Below are 14527 nucleotides of genomic sequence, written 5' to 3'. Positions count from 1 at the left end.
TCTCAGTCGCGGCTCGCTCGTACGAAGCGCCGCAATGCCGTCGCTATGCGCGTAATGCCCGCAAACGGCAAGGCGAACCGCTAGGATCGCACCCGCAACAACGCGAGCCCGAAGCCGACGAAGATCGCCCCGGTCGCGCGATCGAACGCACGCCGAAGTACCGGACGCGTCAGATATCTGGCCAGCGTCTGTCCGCCCGCCGCATAGATGCCGTACCAGAAGCTCTCGACCACCGCGAACGTCGCCACCAGGATCGCGAACTGCGGTCCCTGCGGCGACGCGCGGTCGACGAACTGCGGGAGGAATGCCGCGGCAAAGAGCAGCAGCTTCGGGTTGCTGATCCCGATCACGAACCCGCCGCGGTAAAGGCGACTCTTGGACAGCGTCGTCGGCAGCGTGTCCGCGCCGACGTCGATCGGCGCGCCGGCGCCGCGCCAGGCCTTGATCCCGAGAAAGACGAGGTACGCGACGCCCACATAGCGCAAGGCGTCGAAGACGCGGGGCCACGCCGCCAGCAACGCGGACACGCCCGCCGCCGAGGCGGCCAGCACGAGCACCAGCGCGGTCAGACAGCCTGCCATCGCGGCAATGCTGCGCCGTACGCCGAACGACACGCTGCGCGTCATGACATGCAGCATGTTCGGCCCGGGCGTCCCGCAGAGCAGGAACACCGCGCCAATGAAGAGCCACCACATATGCAAGGTCATGCGCGGTTTCCTAGAAAGGTCACCTCGCCCTCCTACGCGAGCAAGAGCCCAGGATCGCAGGCGGCGTCTGTCGCAGACCCCGCGTGACGCACCTCAGTCCCCCGTCAAAATCCGGTCGACCAGCTGCCCGACGCTCGGCACGAACCCGTTCGAGTAGAACGGGTCCTTCTTGAAGTTATACGCCGCATGGCCCGCGAACATCAGGTTCTGGTCGATATCCCCACCATGCGCGATGTCCTGCAGCGTCTTCTGGATGCAGAAGCTGCGCGGATCCGCGAGGCGGCCGGTCGAGTTCGTCTCGGTATCCGCCCAGCTCGAGAACGAGCATTGCGACAGGCAGCCCATGCAGTCGGCCTGGTCCTTGCGGATCATGCCCTTCTCGGTCGGGCTGACGAACACCAGCGTGTTGTCCGGCGTCTTCAGCGCGTCGGTATAGCCCTCGCCGAACCAGCCGCGCGCGCGCAGCAGGTCGTTGCGGGTGACCCAGAAATTCTTGCCCTTCACGCCGACGTCGAGCTGGAAGACGTGATCGCCCGCCTCCTGCGTCGAGAACGCGATCTGGCGCTCCGAGCGTGCTTCGAGCGAGCGCAGGAACGGATTGCGGACAGCAGACGAATAGAAGCCGGTGGGGGAGAATTTGTGCAGCAGAACGTCGCCGGGCTCGATCTGCGTCAGCGCATCCTTCCACCCCTGCGGGATCGGGCTCTCGCGCGTCAGCAAGGGTCGCGTGCCGAACTGGAACGCGATCGTGCCCAGTTCGGGATTGTCGATCCAGTCGTTCCAGTCGCGCAGATACCAGACGCCGCCCGCCATCACGATCGGCACGTCGTCGGAAATCCCGCCTTCGCGCATCACGTCGCGCAGTTCCTTCACGCGCGGATACGGGTCCTGCGGCTTCAACGGGTCTTCGGCATTCGACAGGCCGTTATGCCCACCCGCGAGCCACGGATCCTCGTACACCACCGCGGCAAGCCACTCGGCCGCCTTCGAGTACGCGCGCTTCCACAGCGCACGGAACGCACGCCCCGAACTGACGATCGGCAGATAGCTGACGCCGTAGGACGCGGTGATCTCGGACAGCTTGTACGGCATGCCCGCACCGCAGGTGACGCCGGCAACCTTGCCGCGCGTGCGTTCGAGAACGCCGTGCAGGATCCGCTGCGCGCCGCCCATTTCCCACAGCACGTTGATGTTGATCGCGCCCTTGCCGTCGGCGATCTCATACGCGCGCTCGACCTGCTGGACGGCACCTTCGATGGCGTATTCGACGAGTTCTTCGTGGCGGGCCCGCCGAGTGAGGGCTTCATAGACCTGCGGAATGATCTTGCCGTCGGGATCGTAGCTGTCGGCGTTGACAGCGGACACGGTACCGATGCCGCCCGCGGCGGCCCAAGCGCCGGCCGAGGCATGGTTGGTCGCCGCGACGCCTTTGCCGCCTTCCACCAGCGGCCACACTTCGCGACCGTTATAGACGATAGGCTTCAGGCCCTTGAACACGACGTCACCTCTCCCGGAAAATACGGCCTACTAGAACGCACGGACGCATCGTGCGAGCAAATTGCGACCTAAGTTAGCGCACCTGGCCGTTGCAACGCGGCTTCGTACAGATCACGGTAGCGCGCGATCATCACGCCCTCGTCATACTCGGCGCGTGCCTTCGCCTGGTTCGCCGCCCCGACCGAGGCCCGCAGCGCCGGGTCGGACACCAAAGCCTGCAATGCGTCGCGCAGCCGGACTTCGTTGGCGATCTCGGTCACGAACGGCAGGTTCTCGGGTGCGACCATCCGCCGCAGATCGCCGACCGGATAGCTCGCGACCGGTAGGCCCGCCGCCATTGCCTCAACCACCGAGATCGGGAACTGCTCGCTCCGCGACGACAGCGCCAGCATGTCGAAATTCCCGATATACCGGTACGGCCGATCGAGGAATCCGGGCAGCACCAGCTTGTCCGCCATCCCCATCGCCGCGGCGGCTTGCAGGATGTTGGCGCGCTCCGGCCCCTCGCCGACGATCACCAACCGTATCCGCCCCGACACGCCGCCGACCGCACGCACCAGCGCGGTGAGGTCCTTCACCTCGCGCAGACCCGCCAGCGCGCCGATCACGACTTCCTTGGCGTTGCGCGTGAACCCCGGGATCGCCTTGGGCTCGGGCTTCTGCGCGTAATAGGCGGTGCCGATGCCGTTGACGATCCGGTGGACGCGCTCGCGTGGCTGTTTCCAGGTTCGCAGCGCTATGTCCTCGAGCACCTCGGACGGCACCGCGAGCGCATACGCAGCACTCAGCGCGAGCCGCCGATAGATGTTGCGCTCGATCTTCAGGCCGGACGCCTCGTCCGAGTTGAACCCGTCCTCGTGATGGACGAGCGGCGGCGCGCCCTTGCTGAACGCCCGCCGCGCCATCGCCCCATCGATCGCACCCCAGTTATACGTCAGCACCAGGTCGAACCGCCGCATATACTGCGCGATCGCCTCATAGCGCTTGACCGACGGCTTGCCGGTCAGCGGCGGCGGGGTCTGCGCGATCTCGTAGCGGATGCCCTTCGCGATCGATTCCCGCGCGCTGGTCTGCTCGGGCATCCCCGAGACGATGGTATGCTTCGCGCGATCCCCGAACGCGTTCATCAAGCGAACCGCCCGCGCCTCCTTGCCGCCGAGATCGAACGAGGAATGGAGATGGAGAATGTTCACGGGAGTGGCCATGCGGCGGGGGATGCCGAATTATCGGCGGCCTTTCAAGGGACGCGGTTTATCCCTGACAGGTCGATCGCGATGGTTCGCCGGGCGGGCACGCCTCCGACCGAACCCTCGCGTTGCCGGTATTCCCCTGGTCCGGCTGAAGCGCCGCCATTCGGCTTAGCGCCTGTTCGAACGGAGAAGCCCGAGCGCAAACAGGAGCCAGCCAATGATCATCAGACCGCCGGAGAGGATGACCATGGTCGCGACGCCAGCCTCGACGATCGGGGGCGCGGCATGCCCCTTGCCGGCAATCGGGAGAGCCTCGCTCGCGCCAGTGGCCGCGGCGAGCGTGAGGCCCAGCCAAAGGCCGATCGTTCCGGCGAGCGTCGTCCAGAACGACAGTGGTTCTGAAACCTTCGACCACGCCGCGTTCGACCAGACCAAGCCCAATATCATCAAGGCCATGCCGCTCTGGACGGCCGTCAGGTGCGCCGACAGTCCCATGCGAGGGTTCGCGAACATCGACACCACCACGCCTTGGCAAAGGCCAAGAAGAAACAGCAACGTCCCCGCTACGACAAGCGCTCTGGCGTGATGCGGAAGGGTCAAGGCCATGTCCTAATCGACCGCCCCAATAAAGGCGGCTCGCCAGTCTTGATCTTCCATTCGTCGATTGGCAACAATTCAGTGTTTCGCGACAAGAAACACTTACCCGGCGAACGCGTCCTTGCCGATATGCGTGATCCGGCAGGCCAGGTCCGCCTCACCGCTCGCTACGACATAGAAGTCGCCCGCATCGGCGATGCCGGTCGTGAAGACGACGTTGTCGAGATACATGCTGTCCTTGAGCGGTTCGGTCAGCGCGGGGCTGGGTTCGAGCAGCGCGGCGTGCTGCGTCGCGATCGTGATCGACGGATCGGCCTTGTCGAGGATCGACCAGTACGTCCGGTATATCCCGACGACGCCCGACGGCTCGACGCCGTGCCACAACGTCAGCCAGCCGCGATCGGTCAGGATCGGGGGCGCGCCGCCGCCCATTCGCGCGGTCGCGACGGTGGCGGCGTGCGGTCGGATGCCGGGCTTGTCGTGCGGCTTCCAATGTAGCGCATCGGGCGAGCGCGACAGGTTGATCGACGGCCCGCTGCGCCATTCGCTACCCGGCGGATACGCGAAATACAGGTCGCCGAGCGGTCGCGTCTGCGCCCAATACTGCCCGTCGATCAGCCCCTCGAAGATCAGCATGTCCTTGTTCTGGTGATCGAGCACGATCCCCTCGAGCTGCCAGTCGAGCGCGTCGGCCGACGAATACAATGTCGTCGAATGCCGCTCCGGGCTGACCGAACAAGTGGTCATCAGATAGCGGTCGCCGACCTTCGAGATCCGCGCATCCTCGACGCCGTAGCATTGATACGAGGTGCGCGGCGCGATCGCCTTGTCGTAATGCACCGCGACCACCGATTGCCCCTCGGCGTCCAGCTCCACCGGAAGCAGCCACGACAGCGACGTCAGCGCCATCACCTTCCACCCGCCGCCGGGGATCAGGAATTTCCGCGGATCCTTCGTATCCACCATCGTCAGCGGCCAGGCGTCGAGCACATACGCGCCGTCGTCCCAGCGGATCGCGTGGACGTTGCCGTTCTTGATCGGTTGCCTGAGCGCCTCGGCAACGCGCACCATGAGCAGCAGATTGCCGTTCGCCAGCCGCGTCATCCCGGGATTGAACGCGCCGAGCACATAGGTCTCGGCACCGACCTTCCCCGCCAGCGGCGATCGCGACAGGTCGATGTCGGCGGGGGTGAAGACGAGCTGGTCGAACATGCTGTACTCCTTGGATTTACGTCGGGCGACTTCCACCTGTTCCGTCATCCTGACGAAAGTCAGGACCCAGAGCCATGCAGGACGCCGCCCCGTTACTCTGGGTCCTGACTTTCGTCAGGATGACGGGAAGGGCTTGGCGCTCGACGACATACTGCCAAGCCGCCGCGCGCCTATTCCCCCTCGAGCGCCCGCGGGACGATGACGATCTGCTGGATCACGGTGCGCGTCGGTTGCGTCAGCAGGAATTCGACACCGGCTGCGATATCCTCCGCGCGCAGCATCTGCTCCGCCTTGATCATCGCGCGTTGCTTGTCGTCGGGCACATCCGGATATTGCATGTTCGACCCGACCTTGCCCGGCTCGACCAGCGAGACCTTGATCCCCTTCGGCCCGAGCTCGCGCCGCAACGCCTCCGAGAACCCGGCGATGCCCGCCTTGACCCCTGCATAGACGGTCGAGCTCGGCCCGAGGATGTGCGCGCTCAGCGAGCCGATGATGACGATGTCGCTGATCGGCGTCATCCGGTGCGCGGCGTGGTGCGCGCTCAGCATGTATGCGGTGAAATCGACCGCGATCGCGTAGCGGAGTTCGTCCTCGGTCATCTGCATGAGGCCGCCCGCCGCCACCGCCGCGTTGATGACGGTGATGTCGAAGCCGCCGAGATACGCCTCGCCCGCATCGAAGAACGCGCGGACCTTGTCGGGATCGGCGAGTTCGGTGATCATCCCGTCGCCCTCGCCGACTTCGCGGATGCGCGCGAGCGCGTCCTGCAGATAGCGTTCGTCGCGGCCGCAGATATAGACCTTGGCGCCTTCCGCCGCGAGCAGCACCGCGATCGCCCGGCCGATCCCGGTGGTCCCCCCGGTGATGATCGCGCGGCGGCCCTTCAGCGGGCGGACGGTGGTGTGGGCGTCGGAGAGTTCGGTCATCAAGTATCCCGGCTTGTCAGCAGACTGCGGGCAGAACATGCCGCGCCGCCCTCCCCTAAGCGCGGATCGCCGCCCCCTCAAGCGCACGCGCCAGCAACCGGTCGATCGGCTCCTGCAGCATCGTCTCGCTCAGCGTCGGCGCGTGGCCCACGCCCGGCACCGTCACGAGCTCGGCCCGGTCGAGCGATGCCGCCATCCGCTCAGCGGTCGCCGCCGACAGCAGGTCCGAGCGTCCCCCGCGCACGATCAAGGTCGGCACGTCGCGCAACGACGCCAGCCCCTGCCACATGTCCGGCCCCGCCTCGTTGCCCGGCACGCGGAAAGGCTCGGCGATCTTGAGATCGTAATCGAGCACGATCCGCCCCGAACTGTTGAGCCGGTACAGGCGCTTGGCCATCGCCAGCCAATCCTCGATCTGCCAGTCGGGATAGACGTCGCCGTTATTCTCCGCGACGCACCGCGCGGCATGCATCCAGGTCGGGAACACGCTCGCCTTGCCGACATAGCCGCGGATCCGCGACAGTCCCTGCGCGTCGATCTCGGGCCCGACGTCGTTGAGCAGCGCCGCCATCATCCGCCCGCGCGATGGCCCTGCCATCAGCATCGTCACGATCCCGCCGAGCGACGTGCCGAACGCGATGTAGCGAGCGATGCCGAGTTCGGTCAGCAACGCCTCGACGTCCTGCACATACGTCAGCGGTACATACGACATCGGATCCTTCGCGTAGGCGCTCTCGCCGCGCCCGCGAAAATCCACCGCGATCAGGCGCCAGCGCCCGGCCAGCCTTGCCGCGAGCGCATCGAAATCGCGCGCATTGCGCGTCAGCCCAGCCATGCACAGGATCGGCGGCTGGCCTTCCGCGCCCCCCGGATAGTCCCGCGCGTGCAGCCGCAGCCCGTCGTTGGACCACCAATAGAGGTTTTCGTATGCGGCCATGGTTGCGTCCTTCGGGTAGCGGCCACCATATCGCCGCATGCCCACCCGCCCGCAAGTGTATCGCCCCGAAGCAAATCTCCTGGATCTCGGCAACGGCTTCTTCGACCCTGTCGCGCCCGCCGACTTTCCCGAGACGCGAACCCGCTTCCGCAACGACCGCGCCGCGGCTCAGGTCGGCCTCGACACGTTGACGGACGACGAATGGACGCGCCATTTCGGCCGGTTCGAGCCGCTCCCCGGCACGCTGCCCCAGCCGCTGGCGCTGCGCTATCACGGCCACCAGTTCCGCAACTACAATCCCGACCTCGGCGACGGTCGCGGCTTCACCTTCGCGCAGATGCGCGACAATCGCGGCCGCCTGATGGATCTCGGTACCAAGGGATCTGGCCAGACTCCGTGGAGCCGTGCGGGCGACGGTCGCCTGACGCTCAAGGGCGGCGTCCGCGAGATCCTCGCGACCGAGATGCTCGAAGCGCTCAACGTCCCCACCTCGCGCACGCTGTCGCTGATCGAAACCGGCGAGCACCTCCACCGCGGCGACGAGCCCAGCCCGACGCGCTCCGCCGTGCTCGTCCGCCTCAACCACAGCCACGTCCGCATCGGCAGCTTCCAGCGCCTCGCCTACCACCGCGACGAAGCGGGATTGCACAAACTGGTCGGCTACACGCTGCGTATGCTCTACGACGAGAACAGCGACGATCCGGTCCGCCTGCTCGACCTCGTCGTCGGCCGCACCGCGCGTCTCGCGGCGCGCTACATGGCGGCGGGCTTCGTCCACGGCGTGCTCAATTCGGACAACATCAACGTCACCGGCGAGAGCTTCGACTACGGGCCGTGGCGGTTCGCCCCGACCTGGGACCCGGCCTTCACCGCCGCCTATTTCGACCACCAGGGGCTCTACGCGTTCGGCCGCCAGCCCGAGGCGATCCACTGGGACGTGATGCAGCTGGCCGTGGCGCTCCGCCAGATCGCCGAGAGCGACCCGCTGGTGGCCGCGCTCGACCAGTTCGGCCCGCGCTACCAACCCGAGGTCACGCAGGCGATCCTCTGGCGCCTCGGCGTCCGCCCGCACGACGACGAAGCCGACCGCGACCTCGTCCAGGCAACCGAACGCGCACTCCGCACCTCGAGCGTCGGCATCGACCGCTTCTTCTTCGACGCGTTCGGCGGCACCCTGCCCGATACCTATGGCGAACCCTGGACCGAAGTCCGCGCCGCGCTCGCGGCCTACGAACCGCGCAAGGATCGCGCGCATCCTTATTGGTCGGGCGAACCGTGCAGCATGCTGATCGACGAGGTCGAGGCGATCTGGACGCCAATCGCCGAGCACGACGACTGGACGCTGCTCAACGCCAAAGTCGCCGCGATCCGTAACATGGGCGAAGCGCTCCGCTGATCCTCCCCCGCCAGAGGGGGTGGCAGGCACTTGCCTGACGGAGGGGGAGGCAAGCGGCAGCACCCGTTTGCGTGTCCTCCCCCTCCGTCACCTTCCGCCCCCCCTGGCGGGGGAGGATCGTGAGACCGGCCTTAACCACGTGCAGTGGAAACTCGCCGCGAAACAAGGCAAGAGCGGCGCATGTCCGACGAGATCATCTCCTACGAGCCGGCCACCGGCGCGATTCTCTGGCGCCACCCGATCGGCGATGTCGACGCGGAAGTCGCCTGCGCGCGCTCCGGCTGGGCGACGTGGGCGTCGAAACCACTCGCGTTCCGGATCGAAACGATGCGGCGCTTCGCCAACATCGTCCGCCAGCGCAACGACGCGTTCACCGACCTGATTGCGCGCGAGACCGGCAAGCCGATCTGGGAAGCGCGCGGCGAAGTCGAGACGGTCATCGCCAAGGTCGACATCTCGGTCAGCGCCTATGCCGATCGCACCGCGCAACGTCGGCTCGAGGCGACGATGGGCTCGCGCATCGCCGTTCGTCACAAGCCACACGGCGTGCTCGCGGTACTCGGCCCCTACAATTTCCCCGCGCATCTGCCCAATGGGCACATCGTCCCCGCGCTGATCGCCGGCAATGCGGTCGTCTTCAAACCTTCGGAAAAGACACCCGCCGTCGGCGCCTTCCTCGTCGAATGCTTTCGCGCCGCGGGCGTCCCGCCCGAATGCATCCGCCTCGTCATCGGTGGCCCCGACGAGGGCAAGGCGCTCGCCGCGCATCCCGACATCGACGGCCTGCTGTTCACCGGGTCCGCGCGCACCGGCATCGCGCTCAACCGTGCCTTCGCCGAGAAGCCGGAGAAGATCCTCGCGCTCGAGATGGGCGGGAACAACCCTATCGTCGTCTGGGACACGCCCGACCTTCATACCGCCGCGGTGCTGGTGATCCAGTCCGCGTTCACCACCGCCGGCCAGCGCTGCACCGCGGCGCGCCGGCTGATCGTCGACGCGAAGCTCTGCGACCCGCTCATCGCGACGATCGACAAGATGATGGGCCGGATCATCGTCGGCGAACCCCATGCGAACCCCGCTCCGTTCATGGGCCCGGTGATCGACAACGAGGCGGCCGACCAGCTTACCGAAAGCTTCCTCACGTTGCTGATGCGGGGCGGTCGCCCGATCCGTCATCTCGAACGCCCCGTCGAGGGATTGCCGTTCCTCAAACCCGCGATGATCGACGTCACCGATATCGCCGACCGTCCCGATATCGAGCTCTTCGGCCCGCTGCTCCAGGTCATCCGCGTCGACGATTTCGACGCCGCGATCGCCGAGGCGAACAATACGCGCTACGGTCTGTCAGCATCGCTGATCAGCCAGACCCCGGCACTCTACGACCGCTTCTGGGCCAACATCCGCGCCGGCATCGTCAACTGGAACAAGCCGACCAACGGCGCCTCCTCGGGCGCGCCGTTCGGCGGCGTCGGCTGGTCGGGCAACCACCGCCCGAGCGCCTATTACGCCGCCGATTACTGTGCCTACCCCGTCGTCAGCAGCGAATCCGAAAGCGCGCGCGCGAGCATAGGCATCGGCCTCAGCGACGGCTGACCGACGTGATGGATTAACGATCCTCCCCCGCAAGGGGGAGGTGGCTGGCACTTGCCAGACGGAGGGGGAGGAAAGGGATAACCGATGCTCCGTGTCCTCCCACTCCGTCACCTTCGGCGCCACCTCCCCCTGCGGGTGAGGATCGTGAGGGTTCGACGAATGCCCCCACCACAAAAGCTCTCCTACCTCCCGCCATAGCATCATTCGGTTGCGGCGCAGGACGTTGCCGCCCATCTCTTGGTCCATGGCAAGCCTTCTAGATCCCACCGCCCGCGGGCGCGTCATCCTCGTCGGGGCGGGGCCAGGCGATCCCGGCCTCCTCACCGTCCGCGCGGTCGAGGCACTGAAGACCGCCGATGTCGTGGTCCACGATGGCCTGATCGACCCGCGCGTGCTCGACATCGCGCCACCGTCCGCGCAGCGCATCTCGGTCGCCAAGCAGCGCGCGCGCCATACGCTGCCGCAGGAGGCGATCAACGCGCTGATCATCGCGCACGTGAAGACGGGCGCGATCGTGATCCGCCTCAAGGGCGGCGACCCGTTCGTGTTCGGCCGCGGCGGCGAGGAAGTCGAGGCGGTCCGCGCTGCCGGCCTGCCCGTCGAGGTCATTCCTGGCGTGTCCGCCGCACTGGGTTGCGCCGCCGAGGCGATGCTGCCGCTCACCCACCGCGACCATTCGAGCGCGGTCAGCTTCGTGGCGGGCCAGTGCAAGGGCCTGAGCGAGCAGAACTGGGCCGGGCTCGCTGGGCAAGGCCGGACGTTGGTCATCTACATGGGCATCGCGAGCGCGACCGACATCGCCGACAAGCTGATGACCGATGGCGTTGCTCCCGACATGCCCGTCGCAGTGCTCGAACGCGGCACGCTCGAGGGCTCGCGGGCGATCCGGACATTGCTCGCCGATCTCGGCGCGATGGTCACGCGCGAGGCGGTGAAAAGCCCCGCGATCATCGTCGTCGGCGAAGTCGTCGAACTGTCGGACGCGCAAGACAAACTCGCCCGCTGGGCCCGCGTAGCAGAGGACGCCGCCGCATGAAGCTGTTGACCGGAAACGACCTTCCCACCGGCGACGTCGTCTGGTGGACCGGCAATGGCTGGTCGCGCCACATCGAGGATGCGGCCGATGTCGGCGTGGCCGGCGAAGCGATCCTCCAGGCGGAGGAAGGCGCCCGCCGCGTCAACGTGCCCTACCTGATCGAGGCGACACTGACCGAAGACGGCCCCCGCCCTGCCCACATCAAGGACCGCATCCGCGCTTTGGGCCCGACGATGCGGCCCGACCTGACTCTCAAACCCGCCGATCCGACCGCGGGCAGCTGGGTGATATGATTTACGCAAAGCCTGTCCTGAGCGAAGCCGAGGGGGCGCGAAGGCGCGAAGAGGTTAGTGAGAAGGTGTTTCACGCGGAGACGCGGAGACGCGGAGGTGTTGCGCTTGCCGCGCAGCGGCCTTCAAACTCGCTAGCCGCTTCAGCTTTGTTGCCCGCTAGCGCGGGTGCTTTCTCCTCCGCGTCTCCGCGTCTCCGCGCGAACAAAATTCTTCTGAATCCCTTCGCGCCATCGCGCCTTCGCGTGAACCAAAACTTTTCCGGAACCCCGCATGTATAAATACGACGAATACGACCAGGCGATCGTCGACCAGCGCGTTGACGAGTTCCGCGACCAGGTCCGCCGCCGCCTCTCGGGCGAGCTGACCGAGGACCAGTTCAAGCCGCTCAGGCTGATGAACGGCTTGTACCTCCAGCTCCACGCATACATGCTGCGCGTGGCGGTGCCGTACGGGACGCTCGACGGGCGGCAGATGCGGATGCTCGGCCATATCGCGCGCAAGTACGACCGCGGCTACGGGCACTTCACCACGCGCCAGAACATCCAGTTCAACTGGATCCAGCTCGACCAGACTCCGGACATCCTCCAGGAGCTGGCGACGGTCGAGATGCATGCCATCCAGACCAGCGGCAACTGCATCCGCAACATCAGCTCCGACCAGTTCGCCGGCGCCGCCGCGGACGAAGTTGCCGACCCGCGCCCCTGGGCCGAGCTGATCCGGCAATGGAGCACGTTCCACCCGGAATTCACGTACCTGCCGCGGAAGTTCAAGATCTGCGTGATCGCGGCGGACGAGGATCGTGCGGCGATGCGGCTGCACGATATCGGCATCGGGCTGCACGTCCGCGACGGCGAACTCGGCGCGAAAATCTACGTCGGTGGCGGCATGGGCCGTACGCCGATGATCAGCCACGAGATCCGCGACTTCGTCCCCGCCGACGACCTGATGAGCTATCTCGAGGCGTGCCTGCGCGTCTACAATCGCTATGGCCGGCGCGACAACATCTACAAGGCGCGGATCAAGATCCTGCTCCACGAGATCGGCGCCGACGAATATCGCCGCCAAGTCGAGGAGGAATTCGCCGCGGTGAAGGGCCTCGGTCTCGATCCCCCGCGGGCCGAGCTGGAGCGCATCACGAGCCACTTCGGCGCGCCAGCGTTCGACACGGACGCTGGCACCGACATCGATCGTAGCGACCCCGACTTCGCCGTCTGGCTCGACCAGAACGTCCGCGCCCACAAGCAGGATGGTTACGCTATCGTAACGATCAGCTTGAAGCCGGTCGGCGGCATCCCCGGCGACGCCTCGGCAGACCAGATCGACCTGATGGCCGACCTCGCCGAGCGCTACAGCTTCGACGAACTGCGCGTCACGCACGCCCAGAACATCGTCCTGCCACACGTTCATAGGCGTAACCTTCATAACCTTTGGACTGCGCTGAACGAGGCGGGGCTCGCCGAAGCCAATCTCGACCTGATCAGCGACATCATCGCCTGCCCCGGTCTGGATTACTGCAGCCTCGCCAATGCGCGCTCGATCCCGCTCGCGCAGAAGATCGCGACTCGCTTCGGCAGCCTCGATCGCCAACGTGACCTGGGCGAACTGAAGCTCAAGATCAGCGGCTGCATCAACGCCTGCGGGCATCATCACGCGGGCCACATCGGCATCCTCGGCGTCGACAAGAAGGGCACCGAGAATTACCAGCTCTCGCTCGGCGGCTCGGGCGCGGAGGATGTGAGCCTCGCCAAGATCACCGGGCCCGGCTTCTCCGAGGACGGCGTGGTCGATGCGATCGAGCGCGTGACGGACCGGTATCTGCAGGTCCGCGACCCCGGCGAACGCTTCCTCGACACCTACCGCCGCGTCGGCTTCGAGACGTTCAAGGAGGCGATCTATGGTTGAGTATCCGGACCAGACGCTGCTCCGCTTCCGCGACGACGAGCCGCATGACGAGCCCGCGGTGACGCTGGATTCGTTCATCGGCCAGAGCAACGCCGCGGCGGTGCGCCTGGAGGCAGGCGACGACGCGCGCGCACTGCTGCCGCAGATCGACCAACTTGCGCTGATCGAGGTGAGCTTCCCCGGCTATCGCGACGGCCGTGGCTATTCGTCCGCACGGATCTTGCGCGAGGCGGGCTATACCGGCGAGCTGCGTGCGCAGGGCGACGTGCTGGTCGATCAGATCCCGCTGATGCGTCGCTGCGGGTTCGACAGCTTCGCACCGCAGGCACCGATCGATATCGACGTGCTGCGCGCGAGCCTCGAGCGCTACGATACGCCGTACCAGAAGGCGGCGGACGGCGCGGTGCCGGTGTGGAAGCTGCGCCATGGGTGACCCCGCGCGCCTACTCGACATGATCGACGTGACGCCGCCCTTCACGCGCGCCGACGCAATGGCGATGCAGGAGCGGTTCGAAGGCGTCTCCGCACAGGAAATGCTGTTCGAACTGCTCGTCGGCGAGTTGCGTGGACGGATCGCGGCGGTGTCGTCGTTCGGCGCGGAGTCGGCGGTGCTGCTGCACATGGTCGCGCAGGTCGATGTCGACGTGCCGGTAGTGTTCACGAACACGCAGAAGATGTTCGGGGAGACGTTGGCGTATCGCGACGAGCTGGCAGAGAAGCTCGGCTTCACGGACCTGCGCGTGTTCCGGCCCGATCCGCGGTTGCTGGCGATCAAGGACAAGACGGGGTTGCGGTGGTCGTATGATCCGGACGGGTGCTGCGATCTGCGGAAAGTCGAGCCGTTGCGGCGGGCTCTGGCGCCGTTCGATGCCTGGATTTCGGGGCGGAAGGGGTTTCAGTCGGGGACCCGTACTGCCTTGCCGCGGTTCGAGGAGGATGAGGGCCGGTTGAAGATCAACCCGTTGGCGGATTGGGATAAGGCGAAGCTCGACGCCTATTTTGCGGAGCATGAGTTGCCGCGGCATCCGTTGGAGGCTCAGGGGTATCTCTCGATCGGCTGCGCGCCTTGCACTACCAAAGTCGCCCCCGGCGAAGACCCCCGTGCGGGGCGGTGGCGCAGTTTCGACAAGGTCGAATGTGGCATCCACGCCCCCACCGATTACGACCCGATGATCTGATCCAATTCCCTCGCCCCGACGGGGAGAGTGAAGGAGGAGCCACTTGGCGACGGAAGGGAG

General features: G+C 66.4%; 14 protein-coding genes. 7 read left to right on the top strand and 7 right to left on the bottom strand.

Annotated features, from left to right (window positions below):
* Positions 1-80: 80 nt before the first annotated feature.
* From O6Y00_RS18675 to O6Y00_RS18645, 7 genes are all read right to left on the bottom strand, one after another.
* Positions 81-707 carry a LysE family translocator gene (locus O6Y00_RS18675; protein WP_353444068.1) on the bottom strand — a complete coding sequence of 209 codons (627 nt, stop codon included), beginning with the start codon at positions 705-707 and terminating at the stop codon, positions 81-83.
* A 93-nt stretch (positions 708-800) separates the two neighbouring features.
* Entirely contained in the window at positions 801-2204 is a 1404-nt protein-coding gene (locus O6Y00_RS18670) for an NAD(P)H-dependent flavin oxidoreductase (RefSeq protein ID WP_353444067.1), read from the bottom strand.
* Positions 2205-2272: 68 nt separating this feature from the next.
* On the bottom strand, positions 2273-3409 hold the full coding sequence (locus O6Y00_RS18665; RefSeq protein WP_353444066.1) for a glycosyltransferase family 4 protein: 1137 nt from the start codon (positions 3407-3409) through the stop codon (positions 2273-2275).
* Positions 3410-3562: 153 nt separating this feature from the next.
* On the bottom strand, positions 3563-4000 hold the full coding sequence (locus O6Y00_RS18660) for a hypothetical protein (RefSeq protein WP_353444065.1): 438 nt from the start codon (positions 3998-4000) through the stop codon (positions 3563-3565).
* A gap of 93 nt (positions 4001-4093) precedes the next feature.
* Positions 4094-5203: a glycosidase gene (locus tag O6Y00_RS18655; RefSeq protein WP_353444064.1), complete on the bottom strand. Its 1110-nt coding sequence runs from the start codon at positions 5201-5203 to the stop codon at positions 4094-4096.
* A 170-nt stretch (positions 5204-5373) separates the two neighbouring features.
* Positions 5374-6132 (bottom strand): SDR family oxidoreductase, encoded by a 759-nt coding sequence (locus O6Y00_RS18650; RefSeq protein WP_353444063.1) that lies wholly within the window; start codon positions 6130-6132, stop codon positions 5374-5376.
* A gap of 55 nt (positions 6133-6187) precedes the next feature.
* Complete coding sequence (locus O6Y00_RS18645) at positions 6188-7069, bottom strand: alpha/beta fold hydrolase (protein WP_353444062.1); 882 nt, start codon at positions 7067-7069, stop codon at positions 6188-6190.
* 37 nt (positions 7070-7106) lie between these two features.
* On the opposite strand from O6Y00_RS18645, the gene O6Y00_RS18640 reads away from it, so the two are divergent.
* The 7 genes from O6Y00_RS18640 (at position 7107) to O6Y00_RS18610 (ending at position 14467) form a co-directional block, all read left to right on the top strand.
* Complete coding sequence (locus tag O6Y00_RS18640; protein ID WP_353444061.1) at positions 7107-8465, top strand: protein adenylyltransferase SelO family protein; 1359 nt, start codon at positions 7107-7109, stop codon at positions 8463-8465.
* Positions 8466-8645: 180 nt separating this feature from the next.
* Positions 8646-10058, top strand: a complete 1413-nt coding sequence (astD, locus tag O6Y00_RS18635; RefSeq protein ID WP_353444060.1) for a succinylglutamate-semialdehyde dehydrogenase — start codon at positions 8646-8648, stop codon at positions 10056-10058.
* Between the two features lie 244 nt (positions 10059-10302).
* Positions 10303-11094, top strand: coding sequence for a uroporphyrinogen-III C-methyltransferase (gene cobA, locus O6Y00_RS18630; RefSeq protein WP_353444059.1), 792 nt, complete (start codon positions 10303-10305; stop codon positions 11092-11094).
* Complete coding sequence (locus tag O6Y00_RS18625; RefSeq protein WP_353444058.1) at positions 11091-11387, top strand: DUF2849 domain-containing protein; 297 nt, start codon at positions 11091-11093, stop codon at positions 11385-11387. Before cobA ends, O6Y00_RS18625 begins: the two co-directional genes overlap by 4 nt.
* Before the next feature lie 270 nt (positions 11388-11657).
* Positions 11658-13289, top strand: a complete 1632-nt coding sequence (locus O6Y00_RS18620) for a nitrite/sulfite reductase (RefSeq protein ID WP_353444057.1) — start codon at positions 11658-11660, stop codon at positions 13287-13289.
* A complete protein-coding gene (locus O6Y00_RS18615; protein ID WP_056050673.1) occupies positions 13282-13722 on the top strand; it encodes a DUF934 domain-containing protein in 441 nt (146 codons plus the stop codon). The genes O6Y00_RS18620 and O6Y00_RS18615 overlap by 8 nt, the downstream gene beginning before the upstream one ends.
* Positions 13715-14467, top strand: a complete 753-nt coding sequence (locus O6Y00_RS18610; RefSeq protein WP_353444056.1) for a phosphoadenylyl-sulfate reductase — start codon at positions 13715-13717, stop codon at positions 14465-14467. The genes O6Y00_RS18615 and O6Y00_RS18610 overlap by 8 nt, the downstream gene beginning before the upstream one ends.
* Positions 14468-14527 lie beyond the last annotated feature (60 nt).

Source organism: Sphingomonas faeni (assembly GCF_040407565.1).
GTDB lineage: Bacteria > Pseudomonadota > Alphaproteobacteria > Sphingomonadales > Sphingomonadaceae > Sphingomonas > Sphingomonas faeni_F.
This window is presented reverse-complemented; position numbering and strand designations above follow the sequence as displayed.

Bases quoted from the DNA above. Each gene is read 5' to 3' on its own strand.
- O6Y00_RS18675 (WP_353444068.1), bottom strand. From the start codon at position 707: ATGACCTTGCATATGTGGTGGCTCTTCATTGGCGCGGTGTTCCTGCTC.
- O6Y00_RS18665 (WP_353444066.1), bottom strand. From the start codon at position 3,409: ATGGCCACTCCCGTGAACATTCTCCATCTCCATTCCTCGTTCGATCTC.
- O6Y00_RS18660 (WP_353444065.1), bottom strand. From the start codon at position 4,000: ATGGCCTTGACCCTTCCGCATCACGCCAGAGCGCTTGTCGTAGCGGGG.
- O6Y00_RS18655 (WP_353444064.1), bottom strand. From the start codon at position 5,203: ATGTTCGACCAGCTCGTCTTCACCCCCGCCGACATCGACCTGTCGCGA.
- O6Y00_RS18650 (WP_353444063.1), bottom strand. From the start codon at position 6,132: ATGACCGAACTCTCCGACGCCCACACCACCGTCCGCCCGCTGAAGGGC.
- O6Y00_RS18645 (WP_353444062.1), bottom strand. From the start codon at position 7,069: ATGGCCGCATACGAAAACCTCTATTGGTGGTCCAACGACGGGCTGCGG.
- O6Y00_RS18640 (WP_353444061.1), top strand. From the start codon at position 7,107: ATGCCCACCCGCCCGCAAGTGTATCGCCCCGAAGCAAATCTCCTGGAT.
- astD (WP_353444060.1), top strand. From the start codon at position 8,646: ATGTCCGACGAGATCATCTCCTACGAGCCGGCCACCGGCGCGATTCTC.
- cobA (WP_353444059.1), top strand. From the start codon at position 10,303: ATGGCAAGCCTTCTAGATCCCACCGCCCGCGGGCGCGTCATCCTCGTC.
- O6Y00_RS18625 (WP_353444058.1), top strand. From the start codon at position 11,091: ATGAAGCTGTTGACCGGAAACGACCTTCCCACCGGCGACGTCGTCTGG.
- O6Y00_RS18620 (WP_353444057.1), top strand. From the start codon at position 11,658: ATGTATAAATACGACGAATACGACCAGGCGATCGTCGACCAGCGCGTT.
- O6Y00_RS18615 (WP_056050673.1), top strand. From the start codon at position 13,282: ATGGTTGAGTATCCGGACCAGACGCTGCTCCGCTTCCGCGACGACGAG.
- O6Y00_RS18610 (WP_353444056.1), top strand. From the start codon at position 13,715: ATGGGTGACCCCGCGCGCCTACTCGACATGATCGACGTGACGCCGCCC.